The organism is Mesorhizobium sp. M1342 (genome assembly GCF_040317955.1).
Lineage (GTDB): Bacteria > Pseudomonadota > Alphaproteobacteria > Rhizobiales > Rhizobiaceae > Mesorhizobium.
This window is the reverse complement of the sequence record NZ_JAMYLI010000017.1, coordinates 1-16,307: the sequence shown is the minus strand read 5'-3', so window position 1 is coordinate 16,307 and position 16,307 is coordinate 1. Positions and strand designations below refer to the sequence as shown.

15 protein-coding genes and 1 pseudogene are annotated in these 16,307 nt (G+C 63.5%); 10 read left to right on the top strand and 6 right to left on the bottom strand.

Going from position 1 to position 16,307, the window contains the following annotated elements:
- Positions 1-2: 2 nt before the first annotated feature.
- The gene (locus NKH06_RS18525; protein ID WP_023811636.1) at positions 3-2,804 is read left to right on the top strand and encodes a [protein-PII] uridylyltransferase; all 2,802 of its coding nucleotides are present in this window, start codon (positions 3-5) and stop codon (positions 2,802-2,804) included.
- Positions 2,805-2,850: 46 nt separating this feature from the next.
- Positions 2,851-4,449 carry a murein biosynthesis integral membrane protein MurJ gene (gene murJ / locus NKH06_RS18520; RefSeq protein ID WP_023811635.1) on the top strand — a complete coding sequence of 533 codons (1,599 nt, stop codon included), beginning with the start codon at positions 2,851-2,853 and terminating at the stop codon, positions 4,447-4,449.
- Positions 4,450-4,510: 61 nt separating this feature from the next.
- Here the strand turns inward: murJ and NKH06_RS18515 are convergent, their stop codons facing one another.
- Positions 4,511-4,708 (bottom strand): hypothetical protein, encoded by a 198-nt coding sequence (locus tag NKH06_RS18515; RefSeq protein ID WP_352893643.1) that lies wholly within the window; start codon positions 4,706-4,708, stop codon positions 4,511-4,513.
- A gap of 546 nt (positions 4,709-5,254) precedes the next feature.
- Here NKH06_RS18515 and trpS point away from each other — a divergent pair.
- The 3 genes from trpS to NKH06_RS18500 all read left to right on the top strand — a co-directional run bounded on the left by trpS (position 5,255) and on the right by NKH06_RS18500 (position 7,633).
- Positions 5,255-6,322 carry a tryptophan--tRNA ligase gene (gene trpS / locus NKH06_RS18510; protein ID WP_352893641.1) on the top strand — a complete coding sequence of 356 codons (1,068 nt, stop codon included), beginning with the start codon at positions 5,255-5,257 and terminating at the stop codon, positions 6,320-6,322.
- A 93-nt stretch (positions 6,323-6,415) separates the two neighbouring features.
- Positions 6,416-6,907, top strand: coding sequence for a universal stress protein (locus NKH06_RS18505; RefSeq protein WP_013528063.1), 492 nt, complete (start codon positions 6,416-6,418; stop codon positions 6,905-6,907).
- A 156-nt stretch (positions 6,908-7,063) separates the two neighbouring features.
- Positions 7,064-7,633: a NifU family protein gene (locus NKH06_RS18500; protein ID WP_352893639.1), complete on the top strand. Its 570-nt coding sequence runs from the start codon at positions 7,064-7,066 to the stop codon at positions 7,631-7,633.
- Positions 7,634-7,740: 107 nt separating this feature from the next.
- Here the strand turns inward: NKH06_RS18500 and NKH06_RS18495 are convergent, their stop codons facing one another.
- On the bottom strand, positions 7,741-8,358 hold the full coding sequence (locus NKH06_RS18495) for a L,D-transpeptidase (protein ID WP_013528066.1): 618 nt from the start codon (positions 8,356-8,358) through the stop codon (positions 7,741-7,743).
- 226 nt (positions 8,359-8,584) lie between these two features.
- Here NKH06_RS18495 and cueR point away from each other — a divergent pair, with 226 nt between their 5' ends.
- The 5 genes from cueR (at position 8,585) to NKH06_RS18470 (ending at position 11,889) form a co-directional block, all read left to right on the top strand.
- Entirely contained in the window at positions 8,585-9,007 is a 423-nt protein-coding gene (cueR, locus tag NKH06_RS18490) for a Cu(I)-responsive transcriptional regulator (RefSeq protein WP_352439737.1), read from the top strand.
- Positions 9,008-9,064: 57 nt separating this feature from the next.
- Positions 9,065-9,496: an OsmC family protein gene (locus NKH06_RS18485; protein ID WP_352673409.1), complete on the top strand. Its 432-nt coding sequence runs from the start codon at positions 9,065-9,067 to the stop codon at positions 9,494-9,496.
- A 951-nt stretch (positions 9,497-10,447) separates the two neighbouring features.
- Complete coding sequence (locus tag NKH06_RS18480; RefSeq protein WP_352673406.1) at positions 10,448-10,780, top strand: SMR family transporter; 333 nt, start codon at positions 10,448-10,450, stop codon at positions 10,778-10,780.
- A 326-nt stretch (positions 10,781-11,106) separates the two neighbouring features.
- Positions 11,107-11,295: a hypothetical protein gene (locus NKH06_RS18475; protein ID WP_127289952.1), complete on the top strand. Its 189-nt coding sequence runs from the start codon at positions 11,107-11,109 to the stop codon at positions 11,293-11,295.
- Positions 11,296-11,388: 93 nt separating this feature from the next.
- Positions 11,389-11,889 (top strand): MmcB family DNA repair protein, encoded by a 501-nt coding sequence (locus tag NKH06_RS18470; RefSeq protein WP_023811626.1) that lies wholly within the window; start codon positions 11,389-11,391, stop codon positions 11,887-11,889.
- Positions 11,890-11,905: 16 nt separating this feature from the next.
- Here NKH06_RS18470 and nhaA read toward each other — a convergent pair whose 3' ends face one another.
- The 4 genes and pseudogenes from nhaA to NKH06_RS18450 form a co-directional block, all read right to left on the bottom strand.
- Positions 11,906-13,114, bottom strand: coding sequence for a Na+/H+ antiporter NhaA (gene nhaA, locus NKH06_RS18465; RefSeq protein ID WP_023811625.1), 1,209 nt, complete (start codon positions 13,112-13,114; stop codon positions 11,906-11,908).
- A 63-nt stretch (positions 13,115-13,177) separates the two neighbouring features.
- Complete coding sequence (locus tag NKH06_RS18460; RefSeq protein ID WP_013528072.1) at positions 13,178-13,741, bottom strand: ActR/PrrA/RegA family redox response regulator transcription factor; 564 nt, start codon at positions 13,739-13,741, stop codon at positions 13,178-13,180.
- An 85-nt stretch (positions 13,742-13,826) separates the two neighbouring features.
- Entirely contained in the window at positions 13,827-15,158 is a 1,332-nt protein-coding gene (locus NKH06_RS18455) for an ActS/PrrB/RegB family redox-sensitive histidine kinase (RefSeq protein WP_352439741.1), read from the bottom strand.
- Positions 15,159-15,184: 26 nt separating this feature from the next.
- Positions 15,185-16,210, bottom strand: a pseudogene (locus NKH06_RS18450) (ATP-dependent helicase C-terminal domain-containing protein); the annotation flags it as partial.
- Positions 16,211-16,307 lie beyond the last annotated feature (97 nt).

Sequence of the window (16,307 nt, the reverse complement as noted above, 5' to 3'; positions counted from 1 at the left end):
ATATGGCAAGAATCTCCCTGAAGCTCGACGAATTGATCGACGGCGAAGCCTTGCGCCGCGAGATGACCGCGCTGACCGCGGCCACGGCGGATGATGGCTCAGGGCAGGCCGCGCGCAATGGCGTGCTCCAACTGCTCAAGGGACGACTGGCGGAAGGGCGCGCCATTGCCGAACGAATGCTGATGGACGATGGCGGCGGCAGCGCCTGCGCGGCGCGGCTGTCGCATCTCATGGACGAGATCATCCGGGCGCTTTACGATTTCGCCGTCACCCATGTCTACCGGGTCAAGAACCCGTCCTCGGCGGAGCGCATGGCCGTCGTCGCTGTCGGCGGCTACGGCCGTGGAACGCTGGCGCCCGGATCCGACATCGACCTTCTGTTCCTGCTGCCCTACAAGCAGACGCCGTGGGGCGAACAGACAGTCGAATACATGCTCTACATGCTGTGGGACCTGGGGCTGAAGGTCGGCCACGCCACCCGTAACATCGACGAATGCCTGCGCCTGTCGCGCACCGATGTCACCATTCGCACCTCGATCCTCGAAGCACGTTTCCTGTGGGGCGAGGAAAAGCTCTATGATGAACTGATGCTGCGGTTCGATCATGAGGTGGTGCGCACGACCGGCCCCGAATATGTCCAGGCCAAGCTTGCCGAACGCGATGACCGCCATGCCAAGGCCGGCGAAAGCCGCTATCTGGTCGAGCCCAACGTCAAGGACGGCAAGGGCGGCCTGCGCGACCTGCAGACGCTGTTCTGGATCGGCAAATATTTCTATCGGGTGCGTACCGGCGAGGAACTGGTCGACAAGGGCGTCTTCACCGAGGGCGAATACCGCGAGTTCCAGAAGGCGGAGGATTTCCTGTGGGCGGTACGCTGCCACATGCATTTCCTCACCGGCAAGGCCGAAGAGCGGTTGCATTTCGACATCCAGCGCGAGATCGCCGAACGGCTCGGCTACACCACACACCCCGGCCTGTCGGCGGTCGAGCGCTTCATGAAGCACTACTTCCTCGTTGCCAAGGACGTCGGCGACCTGACCCGCATCTTCTGCGCGGCGCTCGAGGAGGAGCAGGCCAAGCACGTTCCTGGCTTCAACCGCATCTTCCTGACTTTCTCCAGGCGCAAACGCAAGCTGGCCGGCACCTCCGATTTCATTGTCGACAACCACCGCATCAACATCGCCGACGACCAGGTGTTCGAGCGCGATCCGGTCAATCTGCTCAGGCTGTTCTGGTTCGCCGACAAGCACGGTCTGGAATTCCACCCTGACGCGCTCAAGCTGCTGACCCGTTCGCTCGGCCTGGTCAACAAGTCGCTGCGGCGCGACGAGGAGGCCAACCGGCTGTTCCTCGACATATTGACCTCGGATCGCAATGCCGAACTCAATCTGCGTCGCATGAACGAAGCCGGACTGCTCGGCAAGCTGATCCCGGATTTCGGCAAGATCGTCGCCATGATGCAGTTCTCGATGTACCACCACTACACGGTGGACGAGCATCTGATCCGCTGCATCGGCGTGCTGGCCGAGATCGAGCGCGGCGACGGCGAAAAGGTCCACCCCCTCTCGCACACGCTGATGCCGAGCCTGAAGAAGAGCCGCGAAGCGCTCTATGTCGCCGTACTGCTGCACGACATCGCCAAGGGCAGGCCGGAGGACCATTCCGAGGCGGGGGCCAGGATCGCCCGTCGGATCTGCCCGCATATGGGGCTGTCGCCTGCCGATACCGAAACCGTGGCCTGGCTGGTCGAGAACCACCTCGTGATGTCGATGACGGCGCAGACCCGCGACCTCAACGACCGCAAGACCATCGAGGATTTTGCCGCGATCGTGCAGTCGGTCGAGCGGCTGAAGCTGCTTTTGATCCTCACCGTCTGCGACATCAGGGGCGTCGGACCCGGTGTCTGGAACGGCTGGAAGGGCCAGCTGCTGCGCACGCTCTACTACGAGACCGAATTGCTGCTGACCGGCGGGTTTTCGGAAGTGTCGCGCGCGCAGCGCACGGCGGCGGCGCGCGAGCGCCTGGCCGAGGCGCTTGCCGACTGGCCGGACAAGGCCCGCAAGCGCTATGTCGGCCAACACTACGAGAATTACCTTTTGACCGTCGATCTCGCAGACCAGTTGCGCCATGCCGAGTTCATCCGCGAAGCGGACGTGTCAGGCAACAAGCTTGCCACCATGGTCAAGACCCACCAGTTCGAGGCGGTGACCGAAATCACCGTGCTGGCGCAGGACCACCCCCGCCTGCTCTCTGTCATCGCCGGGGCTTGCGCCGGAGCCGGCGGCAACATTGTCGACGCGCAGATCTTCACGACGTCGGATGGCCGCGCGCTCGACACGATCCTGATCAGCAGAGAATTCGATCGCGACGAGGACGAGCGCCGGCGCGCCGAACGTGTCGGCCGGCTGATCGAGGACGTGCTGTCGGGCAAGAGCTGGCTGCCGGAAATGATCGAGAAGCGCACCAAGCCGCGGCGCGGCTCCAAGGTGTTCAAGATCCCACCGCGTGCCGAAATCCGCAACACGCTGTCGAACCGTTTTTCGGTCATCGAGGTCGAGGGCCTCGACCGGCCGGGACTGCTGTCAGAGATCACCGGAACGCTTTCCGACCTGTCGCTCGACATCGCATCGGCCCACATCACCACCTTCGGCGAAAAGGTCATCGACACTTTCTATGTCACCGATCTCACTGGCCAGAAGATAGATAGCCCGGCCCGCATCGCCACCATCCGCAATCGGCTGATGGCAACGCTCGAAGGCATCGTGCCCGAACGCGGCGGCAAGCCCAGGGCGGCGGCCGAGTGACAACGACCATCACTTTGTCCCAATTGCGCAGGCAGTTCCCAAAAGCATGAGCCTCGTCAAGAAATTCGCAACGGTCGCTTCCGGCACGCTGATGAGCCGCGCGCTCGGTTTCGGCCGCGAGATGCTGATGGCTGCTGCACTCGGTACCGGACCGGTTGCCGATGCCTTCAACGCCGCTTTCCAGTTTCCCAACACCTTTCGCCGGCTGTTTGCCGAGGGGGCCTTCAACGCCGCCTTCGTGCCGCTGTTCGCCAAGGAGATCGAGACCCACGGTACCGAAGGCGCCAAGCGCTTTTCCGAGGAAGTGTTCGGCGTGCTGTTCACGGCGCTGCTGGCGCTGACGATCATCATGGAACTGTCGATGCCGCTGATCGTCCGCTATCTGGTGGCGCCGGGTTTTGCCGGCACGCCGGGGAAGTTCGACACCACGGTGACGCTGGCGACGATCATGTTTCCCTATCTGATCTGCATGTCGCTGGGCGCGATGATGGCGGGCATGCTGAATTCGCTGCGCCGCTATTTCGCCGCCGCGGTGGCACCGGTGTTCCTCAACATCATCCTGATCGGCGTGCTCGCCTATGCCTGGTACAAGGGCTCGGATGCCCTGACAGTCGGCTACGGGCTGTCCTGGGGCGTGCTTGCCGCCGGACTGGTGCAGTTGGCGATCGTCTGGGTGGCGGTGCGCCATGCCGGCATCTCGATCGGCTTTCGCCGTCCCAAAATGACGCCCGCGGTCAAGCGGCTGCTGATCCTGGCGCTGCCGGCGGCCATCACCGGCGGCATCACCCAGATCAACCAACTGATCGGTACGGCGATCGCCTCGGCGCAGAACAGCGCGGTGTCCTCGCTCGCCTACGCCGACCGCATCTACCAGTTGCCGCTCGGCGTGGTCGGCGTTGCGGTGGCGATCGTGCTGTTGCCCGAACTGTCGCGGGCGCTGAAGTCGGGCAATCTGATCGAGGCGGCCAATCTGCAGAACCGCTCGGTCGAGTTCACGCTGTTCCTGACCTTGCCGGCAGCCGCGGCACTCTGGGTGATGTCGGAACCGATCGTGCGGCTGGTCTATGAGCGCGGCGCGTTCGCCGCCAACGGATCGACGCCGACGGTGGCGGCGATCCTGGCCATCTTCGGCCTCGGCCTGCCGGCCTTCGTGCTGATCAAGGCGTTCACCCCAGGCTATTTCGCCCGTGAGGATACGCGCACGCCGATGATCTTTGCCGCCATCTCGGTGGCGGTGAACGTCACCACGGCGCTGACGCTGTTTCCACGGATGGGGGCGCCCGGCATTGCGGTGGCCTCGGCCGTCGCCGGCTGGGTCAACGCGGTGATGCTGCTCGGCGTCTTGATCCGGCGCGGCCATTGGGGCCGCGACGTACCGCTGATGAAGCGCATTCCACGTCTGGTGCTGTCCGCCGTGGTGATGGGCGCTGCGCTCTATTTTGCCGAACACTGGTTCGCCATCAGGCTTGGGCCGGGCTCGCCGCTGGTGGTCAAGGCGGCGACGCTGCTGTCGCTGGTTGCCGGTGGGGCGCTGCTTTATTTCATCACCGCGTTTGCCACCGGCGGCGCCGATTTCGGGATGATCCGGCGCAATGTCGGACGGAAAGGATCGCCGCCGACTAGGGAACAGTCTCCAGATCCGTGAGCCGGAATTTATTGCAATGTCCCACCCCTCATTGCGACGATAGCGGCTGCTTCGACAAACATTAGTCTTCTCCAGACAATTCGTCGTAGACGGAGGGTGGCAAGGTGTTGCGCGCCCGCCCCCTCAGTTCAATTCCGAGTTCGGCCCGAAGCCGTGCCGCGGTCTCCAGCGGCGTCTCGCGGCTGCGCCTGCGCTGCAGTGCCTCTTGCATACCGACCACGCCGGCGGGGCGCTTCTGACCTTCAGATCCGCTGGGCATTCAAGGCGTCTCCTCCAAGGTCGCTATGTAATGCACCCGGCTGCCGCTCGCGTACATGATGAAGTGCTTGTTGCCAAAGCGGTCGTTTTTGACAGTGAGCGACGTAGTGAACCGCGGAGCGTTTCGTGGCAATGGGGTCGTGGCGACGGGTGGCAGATGGCTCGCGGCTAGCCGCGATAGAAGCACGACTAATTGCCCTTCGGCCAGCGACTTCTCTGGGATGGAATCCTCCCATTGATCGGGCGCCCCGTGGCGTACAATCTTCCAAACTCGCGCCAAGTCTCCGGCCCCTGCTTTCCGCGAAGCATATAGGTGCTTTCGCATATTTCAAATTTCAAACCGAGACACTCCCGGTTTCTTGTCCCTGTTCCTTATAGTCTGCTCCAAGGCCCAATGGCCTCTTGATCCTCTCACCGCTCTCGTCCATAAGCGCGCCGTCGCAAGACTTTCGCCGCGCGCGGTTTCCAGCCGCGTGATTGGCTCCGAAAAGTCTGCAACTTTTCGGAATCACGCTTATACGGCCCTCCACAAGCCATGAGGACAATCATGACCGCCTTCAAGCCACTCGTCTTTTCCGGTGTCCAGCCGACCGGCAATCTGCACCTCGGCAACTATCTCGGCGCCATCAAGAAATTCGTCGCCCTGCAGGACACCTCCGATTGCATCTATTGCGTCGTCGACCTGCATTCGCTGACAGCCCAACTCGTTTATGAAGACCTAGCCGACCAGACGCGGTCGATCACCGCTGCGTTCCTGGCCTCGGGCATCGACCCGAAGAAGCACATCGTCTTCAATCAGTCGCGGGTCATGCAGCACGCCGAGCTTGCCTGGATCTTCAATTGCGTGGCGCGCATCGGCTGGATGAACCGTATGACGCAGTTCAAGGACAAGGCCGGTAAGGACCGCGAGAACGCGTCGCTCGGCCTGCTAGCCTATCCTTCGCTGATGGCTGCCGACATCCTGCTCTACCGTGCCACCCACGTGCCGGTGGGCGAGGACCAAAAGCAGCATCTGGAACTCACACGCGACATCGCGCAGAAATTCAACAACGACTTCTCCGACCGCATCGCGGCCCTTGGTGTCGGCGTCGAGATGCAGGTCGGCCAAGAGACCGTGAACGGCTATTTCCCGCTGACCGAACCGGTCATCGGCGGGCCGGCGGCGCGCATCATGTCGCTGCGCGACGGCTCCAAGAAAATGTCCAAATCGGACCCGTCGGATTTGTCGCGCATCAACCTGACCGACGATGCCGATGACATCTCGAAGAAGATTCGCAAGGCCAAAACCGACCCGGAAGCGTTGCCGAGCGAGCTGGACGGCCTGGCCGGCCGGCCCGAGGCGGAGAACCTGGTCGGCATCTATGCGGGTCTCGCCGAGATGTCGAAGGCGGATGTACTCAAGGAATTCGCCGGCCAGCAGTTTTCCGTGTTCAAGCCGGCCTTGGCCGATCTTGCAGTGGAAAAACTGGCGCCGATCGCCAGCGAGATGCGCCGCATTTCGGATGACCGCGCCTATGTCGACGCGGTGCTCAAGGATGGCGGCGAGCGCGCCGGCGTGCTGGCCGAAGCGACGATGAAGACGGTGCGCGACATTATCGGCCTGCTGCAGGGCTGATCGCGACATCGGGTGCACTGGCACAAGGCCGGCGGCTTGCCGCCGGTCCCCCGCAGTGGCAGATTGCGGCCGCACGACACCGAGTAGATAGACATGGTCTCCAAACGCCTCAGCCGCGAAGCCGGCCATCGCAGGAAATTCCTGACGATCATCGACGACACGCCGGAATGCGAGCGCGCCGTCGCCTATGCCTCGAAACGGGCGCAGAGCACCAGCGGCACGCTGGTGCTGCTCTATGTCATCGTGCCGGACGATTTCCAGCATTGGCTGGGTGTCGAGAAGATCATGCGCGAGGAAGCCAACGCCACGGCGCGCGCCGCACTCGACAGCTATGCCAACAAGGTGCGCCAGAAGCTCGGCATCGAGCCCGAGATGGTGGTGCGCGAAGGCAAGCCGACGGAAGAGATCCACAAATTGATCGAGGAAGACCAGGACATCGCCATCCTGGTGCTGGCCGCCGGTGCGGGCAAGGAAGGCCCGGGGCCGCTGGTCGGCGCCGTGGCCGGCAAGGGTGCCGCCTTCCCGATCCCGGTGACTGTCGTGCCGCAGAACCTGTCGGACGAGGAAATAGACAGCCTGGCCTGAGATTTTGCTCTTCAGGTGATGCCGCTCCGATTTTGGGCGCGAAAAAACATTCCGCCAGCCAGCCGTTCCGGCGATGCGTTTCGCTTGAATGTCCATCCAATTGAGCCTATTTAGAATTGTTCCAAACTAGATGCCCAAACGGGCACGGAGACGGCCATGTTCATCCAGACCGAATCGACGCCAAACCCGGCGACGCTGAAATTCCTGCCCGGCAAGGAAGTGCTTCTGGAAGGCACCGCCGATTTCCGCGATGCCGACAGCGCCGCCGTCGCCTCGCCGCTGGCCGGCCGGCTGTTCGAAATTCCTGGCGTCACCGGCGTTTTCTTCGGCTATGACTTCATCACCGTGACCAAGGATGGCCCCGACTGGCAGCATTTGAAGCCGGCGATCCTCGGCGCCATCATGGAGCATTTCATGTCCGGCGCGCCCGTCATGGCCAAGGCCGGCCCGGCCGCCGAGACCAGCCAGACCGGTGAGTTCTACGACAAGGCCGACGAGGATCTGGTCATCACCATCAAGGAACTGCTCGATACACGGGTGCGCCCCGCGGTCGCCCAGGATGGCGGCGACATCACCTTCCGCGGCTTCGAGAACGGCACGGTGTTCCTGCACATGAAGGGCGCCTGCGCCGGCTGCCCGTCCTCGACGGCGACGCTGAAGCACGGCATCCAGAACCTTCTGCGCCATTTCGTGCCGGAAGTGCAGCAGGTCGAGCAGGTCTCGTAGAAACCTCCTTCTCGAGGCATTAGAGGCAAACAACAAAAAACCGGGCCGAATTGCCCGGTTTTCTGCTTGGGACGTCCGTTGTTGCCTAGACGGTCCGCGTACGAAATCTAGAGAACGATGACCTTGGCGCCGACCGAGGCGCGGTCATAGAGGTCGATAATGTCCTGATTCATCAGGCGGATGCAGCCAGACGACATAGCCTTGCCGATCGAATTCCACTCCGGGCTGCCATGCAGGCGATAGCCTGAATCACCGCCCTTGTTGAACAGGTACATGGCGCGCGCGCCGAGCGGGTTCTTCAGGCCCGGCTCCATGCCGCCGGCAAACTTTTCCAATTCCGGCTGGCGCTGGATCATCTGCCTCGGCGGCGTCCAGGTCGGCCATTCGCGCTTGAGCGCAATGTGGGCGGTGCCATGCCACTCGAAGCCCTCGCGGCCGACGCCGATGCCGTAGCGAATGGCCCTGCCGTCGCCCTCGATGAAGTAGAGGAACTTGTTCTGCGTATCGACGATGATCGTGCCCGGCTTTTCCGGGCTGTCGTAGTTCACTTCCTGCCGATGGTACTTCATCGGCACTTTCTCGATCGGGATGCGCGGCAGCTGATAACCGGCGTCGGTGACCGCGCCGTAGTCGTTGGAGAAGATCTGCGAGCCGATGGTGCTGCAACCGGCGATAGCAGTGGAGAGCGCCAGTGCGGCGATGATTGCAAATGACTTCATGCGCATCAGGTGATCCGGTGCCCCGCCCAACTTCGGCGGCACGAGTCGGCCGCTCTCTCATCATCATTCATGCTGGCATTTGCTTTGCTTGCCAAGCGCGCGATGCCTATATGCCTGCCTTGAAGTACCGGTAAGCGTATCACTATGGCATTTTGGCAACAGGACTCACAGGATTGTGAAGCAAATTCAAGGGGCCTGCTCCATGGGCTCTTGGAAATCGAGGAGAACCGTCATGAATGTCGGTGACGCCGCCCACCGCTCCGGCCTGCCGGCCAAGACTATCCGCTACTATGAAGAGATCGGCCTGATCGCCCCGGCGCGCGCCGCCAACGGCTACCGCGATTATTCCGGAGACGACATCCATCGGCTGGCCTTCCTGCGCCGCGCGCGCAATCTCGGCTTTTCCATCGACGATTGCCGCCAGTTGATGGCGCTTTACCAGGATCGCAGCCGCGCCAGCCACAACGTGCGCGAAATCGCCGCCGCCCATGTCACGGCGATCGAGGAGAAAGTGCGCGAGTTGCAGTCGATGCGCTCAACGCTGCAGAAACTGATCCATGCCTGCCACGGCGACGAAAGGCCGGATTGTCCGATCCTTGATGACATGGCGGGAGCGGCGTTGCTCAGCGACAGGGGCACCTCTGCGCCTGCATAATGACCCTACGTCGACGAGGCCCGCGCCCGGTCGACTCCTGCCGGGAGGACGTCCACAATGGTTTCGATGACCGTCGAACTGCGCAATGTTGGGGACACGCAGGCGGCCATGGGCTGGGCAGGCGGCCACACGATCATCGTCGACCGGCCCGAAGGCAAGGCCGGCGGCATGGGCCTGGGCTTCAATGGCGGCCAGCTGCTCGCCCTGGCGATCGGCGGCTGCTTCTGCAACGACCTTCGCTACGTTGCCGAGGAAATGGGCATAACGCTCAACAAGATCGCCGTGACCGTGACGCTGAACCTCGAAGGCAAGCCTTTGCTCGCGACTTCGTCAACCATGACGGTTTCCTGCACGACGCTGGACGGCTCCGACCCGGCGGAGATCATCACAAGGGCCGCGGCGATTTCCACGGTCAGCAACTCCCTGCGCCAGGGCGTGCCGGTGAGCATCGAAACGGACGCAACGGCGACCGGCTTGTCGGAGGAATGATCCCCGGGAACAGGCGCATTTGGCCGCGTGGATTGTCAGAGATCGCTAAATAGGCCCACCGCCGGCACGGCAGAGCGATTGATCCAATTTTCTTCGGCATCTGGGCGCGTCAATCTGACGCGCTATGTCTTCCCTTGTTGCAATGATCAACGATGGAGGTTGGCATGGATCGGCGATTGTTTCTGACTGGAATGCTTGGGCTGGCAGGGGCCGCGACCGTCGTCGCAATCGCGCGTCCTGCCACCGCCTTGGCCGGCATCCCGAATACGGGGCCCGGCATTCTCGATGAGCTCGACAAACCGTCCGACGACATTCTCGACCCGGATGGTCCCGATGTTCAGGACGGCGTCGAGTTCGTGCGGCACCGCAGGTGGCACCGCCGCCGTCGTCGACGCGGGTGGAGGCGGGTTTGCCGTCGCTATTGGCGCCACGGTTCCTGGCGCCGCAGGTGTTTCCGCAGATCCTTCTGGATCCACTTCTGACGAGACCTGCAACGCGAAGGTCCCGGAGTCCGCCGGCGCCTTCGCTATCGCTGCAGGCTTGAACCCAATCGGCAAAAAAAGCCCGCCGCCCCTCGGCAGCGGGCAGGTCCTGGAGTGCCGGGGGATCAACCCGGCATGGGATCAACGAGCGGGTCACCGGTTGGTTGCAGGGATCGGCCCGGTAGCCTTCCTTTGGGTGGACCGCCACCGGGCCTGGCCGGAGCGGGGTGTATTGGGGGAGCCCCGGCTGCTTCCAAAATATCACCTTTCACTTATATTATCTCTAGCTAATTAACAGGAGCGACGCAGCCCGGAGTGTAGCTGGGTGGGCCTCATCGGACAGGCGCGCGCCCTTGCAATCGACGAGACCCTGCGCCGCTCGCGGCGAGGCACGATCACGGGAAAGTGAACGTGACGCCATCGTAGCGTTCTGATCATTAGATGCCTCCCGCCACTGGAGGTTCATCAAATGCCTGCTTATGCCATTCTTGCCCTGGCTATTGTCGGTGAGGTCATCGCGACCAGCGCGATGAAGGCCTCGGAAGGCTTCACCAGGCTTGGCCCGTCGATGTTGGTGCTGCTCGGTTACGCCACGGCGTTTTTCTTTCTGTCCCAGGTGCTGGACCGCATACCGGTCGGCGTTGCCTATGCAGTATGGGCGGGCGGCGGCATTGTTCTGGTCGCGCTGGTCGCTTGGATTGTCTACGGGCAACGGCCCGACGTGGCAGGTTTTGTCGGCATGGGCCTGATCTTGGCTGGAGTGCTGGTTTTAAACCTGCTGTCCAAAACGGGCGTTCATTGAGGTCCGACAACTACACGATCGCCTACATAAAGGCGGTTATATATTTGACAGGCCTAACGCCAAAATGGCCGGCGCAGGTTGCCGGATGAATGATGATCCGCGCCGGCCACTGCGGCTTCTTTGAGGGGTTGCCGCCTGCCGGGAGCTAGAGCGCGCGAATTGGCCGGCAATTGAGGCCCAGCCGCTTGGTTAAAAACGTACAGTAAATCCTTATTGAAGCCACCTCACAGCGTATTAAAATCCCAAGGTCACCGGCTACGGGTTAACGGCGCACCGGTGGTTGAGAGTAACGCTAAGCTCCCGCCCTTATGGATGGGAGGTTGGCCATGTCTCAGTTCGATAGCTCGGTATCGGCTTTTGACTGCGATATTTTGCGCAGCGCGTTCATAAAAATCGTCATCCAGAAGAACATTCCAGAGGACAAATGGCGGGCCGAGGCCGAGCTTTTGATCCGGGAGTATACGGATAGCGACGACATTGAGCCCGGTTTAGCGGAATGGATCGCGCGGAAGTAGCCCGCGATGAAAGAGTGGAAGCCCGACGATTACCTGAAAGCGCCCACATAAAACAGGTTCAAACCGTGAACAGAATCTGGCATGGTGCCTGGCATGCCGATCATCTCCCCCATCCCCATCAATCCTCTCATCGACGGCCGCCAGTCCGAACGCGCCATGCTGGTGCGGCGCGGCGTACAGCGGCTGCTCATGGATATGGGCGCACATGTGTTGCCCGAACTGTCGCTGGCCACGGGCCGCCGCGCCGACCTCGTCGCGCTGACCCGGCAGGGCGATATCTGGATCATCGAGATTAAATCCTCGATCGAGGATTTCAGGGTCGACCGCAAATGGCCCGACTACCGGCTGCATTCCGACCGCTTCTTCTTCGCCACCCATCCCGGCGTGCCCTCGGAAATCTTTCCGCAGGAATGCGGCTTCATCCTTTCCGACGGCTATGGCGCCGAGATCCTGCGCGATGCGCCCGAGCACCGCATGGCAGCGGCAACGCGCAAGGCGCTGATGCTGCGGGTCGCGCGGGCCGGCGCTTCGCGGCTGCTGGCGGCAGAGCTTGCCGGCGTGTCGGTGCCGGCGCTGGAGGGTGAGAGCGAGTAACGGCCCGTCCTTCAGTCTATGACCGGCTCTGCTCTTCATCGTCCTCCACGCCACCCTTGGCGGGCGCCATGAGCAGCACGGCAGCACCCAGAATGGCGGCGATGAAGGAGCCGGCGAGGATGCCGACCTTGACCGCGTCCTGCAGCGCCACGTCGCCGGCGAAGGCGAGCAGGCCGATGAACAGGCTCATGGTGAAGCCGATGCCGCACAGCAGCGATATGCCGATCATGTGCGTCCAGCCGGCATTGGCGGGCAGGTCGGCAAGACCGAGCCGGATCGCAAGTGCCGAGGAGCCGAACACGCCGACCAGCTTGCCAACCACCAGGCCGGCGGCGACACCCAGCGTCAACGGCTCGATCAGCGCACTGACGCTGAGGCCGGCCAGCGAAACGCCGGCATTGGCAAAGCCGAAGATCGGGATGACGACGAAGGCCACAATCTTGTGCAGGCCGTGCTCGAGCCGGTGCAGCGGCGAATGGTCGAGATCGTGGCCGATGCCGGCGGAGCGCTCAAGCGGGATGGTCAGCGCCAGCGCCACGCCGGCGAGCGTGGCATGGACGCCGGATTTCAGCACCAGCATCCACAAGATGACGCCGAGCACGAGATAGGGAACCAGCGTCATCACCCGCATGCGGTTGAGCACGACAAGCGCGGCAATGACGGCGAAGGCAGCACCCAGATAAGCCAGCGACAGGCCGCTGGTGTAGAAGATGGCGATGATGATGACGGCACCGAGGTCGTCGATGATCGCCAGTGCTGTGAGGAACACCTTCAGCGAAGCCGGCACGCGGCTGCCGAGCAGCGACAGCACGCCGAGCGCGAAAGCGATGTCGGTGGCGGTCGGGATCGCCCAGCCGGACAGGGCGGCCGCATTGTCGCGGTTGACGGCCACATAGACGAGTGCGGGAACCACCATGCCGCCGGCGGCTGCAATGCCGGGCAGCACGCGCCGGGGCCAGGTGGAGAGCTGGCCGTCCAGCATCTCGCGCTTGATCTCCAGTCCGACGAGCAGGAAGAACACCGCCATCAGCCCATCATTGACCCAATGCGAGACGCTGAGCGGGCCGAGATAGGCGTGGAGCGCGGAGAAATAGGTTTCGGCGAGCGGCGAATTGGCGACGATCAGGGCCAGTGCCGCCGCCACCATCAGGATGATGCCGCCAGCCGCTTCACTATCGAGGAATTCGCGGAAGACGGAAACCGGCCGATGCTTCAAGTCCTGCATGTCGCCTCCGTCATGCCGTCTGTTTTGGCGGGCTTCGATCCCGCAAGATGGCAAACGGCGGCCTTAACGCGGCGCCCGCTTGGCCAGTATGCGCTGCAAGGTGCGTCGGTGCATGTTGAGCCGGCGCGCTGTCTCGGAGACGTTGCGCTCGCACATCTCATAGACGCGCTGGATATGCTCCCATCGAACGCGGTCGGCTGACATCGGGTTTTCCGGCGGCGCCGCGCGCTCGCCGGCGGTGCGGGTGAGTGCCGCGAAGATATCATCGGCGTCGGCGGGCTTGGAGAGATAATCGACCGCACCGAGCTTCACCGCGGTCACCGCGGTGGCGATGTTGCCGTAGCCGGTCAGGATGATGGTGCGGGAATCCTCGCGCTTTTCGCGGATGGCCGCGACCACGTCGAGGCCGTTGCCGTCGCCAAGCCGCATGTCGACCACGGCGTAGGCGGGTGGATTGGCGCGCGCTTTGGCAACCGCCTCCTCGACGCTCTCGGCCGTCTCGACCACGAAGCCCCTGGCTTCCATGGCGCGGGCCAGACGCGTGAGGAACGGCTTGTCGTCATCGACGACAAGCAGCGAGGTGTCCTCGCCTTCAACCATTGCGCCAATATTCTCGTCGCCTGTCATAGTCTCAAAATTCCTGCTGCCTTAATTTTACGCAAATATAGTTCCTGAGCCTCCTTGTCCAATTTTTAGAGGTCCTTCAAGGCTCTCAGGCGGTGTCGAACATGCTGGCCGAAGTGATTTCCGGATTGAGGAACACACCACGAGGCCACGATATCTGTACCATGGCGCCCTCGCCCAGGCCGCTCGAATTGCGGAAATCGAGCACGGCACCAGAGCGTTCGAGCAGGGTCTTGGCGATGAACAGGCCGAGGCCCAGACCGCCGCCGGCTTCATTGCCCTGGCGCGTCGACATATAGGGCTCGCCGATGCGGTCGATGATCTCGGCCGGAAAGCCGGGCCCGTCATCGATGATCGAGAAGGTGACGGTGGCCTCGTCCCAGCTCCAGCGCACGGTGACGCTCTTGCGGGCGAAATCGACGGCGTTCTCGACCAGATTGCCGAGGCCGTAGATGACGCCAGGATTGCGGCGCCCGACCGGCTCGGGGCCGATGCGTTCGCCGGGCCGAAGTTTGATCGAGATGCCGAAGTCGCGGTGCGGGGCGGTGACTTCCTCGACCAGTGAGGTCAATGGCAGCCGCGAAAGATGCGCTTCACCCTCGGACGACAGGCTGGTCAGCCGCTTGAGAATCTCGCGGCAACGCTCGCTCTGCGAACGCAACAGCGTCACGTCTTCCCCGTATTTCGGATCCTTGCCGAGCGCCTTTTCCATCTCCTTGGCGACAAGCGCGATGGTGGCGAGCGGCGTGCCGAGCTCGTGCGCGGCCGCGGCGGCCAGCCCGTCGAGTGCCGAAAGGTGCTGCTCGCGCTGCAGCACCAGCTCGGTTGCGGCGAGCGCATTGGCCAGAAGCCGGGCTTCGGCGGCCACCCGGAAGGCGTATATGGCGGTGAAGGCGATCGAGGACAGCACCGCCATCCACATGCCGGCGACATAGAGAAAAGGCATCGCCAGCGGCGCGTCCTCATGCCAGGGCAGCGGCAGACGGACAAAGACCAGAAAGGTCGCCGCCGACATGACCAGCCCGCCGAGGATGGCGGTCAGGCGCAGGGGCAGCGATGTCGCCGAAATGACGACAGGCACGGTCATCAGCAGCGAGAACGGATTGGTGAGGCCGCCGGTCATGTAGAGCAGGCCGGCAAGCTGCAGGCTGTCGAAGATGAGGATGCCGAAGGCCGCAAGCGGCGTGAGCCGGTGCGCCGCCGGAAAGCGAAAGGCGAGAAACAGGTTCATCCAGGCCGAACAGGCGATCAGGGCAAAGCAGAGGCTGACCGGCAGCGGAAACTTCAGCCCATAGGCGACGACGAGCACCGTCAGGCTCTGCCCGACAATGGCAAGCCAGCGCAACCGGATCAGCGTGTTGAGGCGCAGTCTCTGGCTCTGCTGGAAATCGGGCGAACGCAAAACGTTGATCATGGCCATGAATTACAGCCGTAGGACCAGGAACGCTAGGTCCCGCGCGGTTTGGCGCGGGCGGTGGCGGCGGCGAGCAGCGGGTTTTCCGGCCAGACATGCTTGGGATAGCGGCCGCGCATGTCGGCGCGCACATCGGCCCAGGAGCCGCGCCAGAAGCCGGGCAGGTCGCGCGTCGTCTGGATTGGCCGGTGCGCCGGCGACAGGAGTTCGAGCGTCAGCGGCACGGCGCCATTGGCGATCGAAGGATGGCGGTCGAGGCCGAACAGCTCCTGCACGCGAACCGCCAGCACCGGCCATTCGCCGTCATAGCGGATCGGCACATGGCTGCCCGACGGGGCATCGAAATGGGTCGGCGCCAGCGTATCGATCCTGCGCTGCAGATCATGCGGCACGAGGCTGGTCAGTCCGGCCGAGACAACGCCCGCATCGATGGCGGCAAACGATGCCGCGCCGGCGAGGTAAGGCAGCAGCCAGTCGTCGAGGCGCTCGATGAGGGCGGCATCCGCCATGTCGGGCCAGGGCGCGCCAAGGCCGCGATGCAGCCAGCCAAGCCGCTGGCGCAGCGTTTGCGCCTCCTTGCTCCAATTCAGCAGCGACAGCCCGTGCTGGCGCACCGCATCGAGGACGGCGCGATCAGCGTCAGCACCGATTGGCGGCGGCAGCATGCGCTCGGCAAGCGTGATGGCGCCAAGGCGCACTGTTTCGCGGACGCGCACGGCGCGCTTGTCGCGGTCGAAGCTCGTTTCACGGCGGACCTCGATCCTGTCCGCCAGCGCAGCGCGGACATCGTCCTCGCCGATCGCCGCCGCCGCCGTGATGCGCGCATTCTGTGCCTTGCCCTGCAAGTCGGCGACGACCAAAAACGGCTCGCCCGCCAGCGGATCGGCGGCGTCGAGCACGGCGCCAGAGCCGTTGGCCAGCACGAAACGGCCACGCTCGCCACGCGCCTTCGCCACCCGATCCGGCCAGGCGTGGACGAGCAGGGAACCGGCTGACTTACCCTCCCCCTTGTGGGGAGGGTCGGCGAGCGCGCCTTGCGCAGCAAGGCGAGGGAGACGGGGTGGGGGTGCAGCGCTCGGCCAGGGGGGCGCCCCCCCCCCCCCCCCCCGCCGCGACCCCACCCCCCCCCCCGACCGGGCAGGGAGCCACGCGACG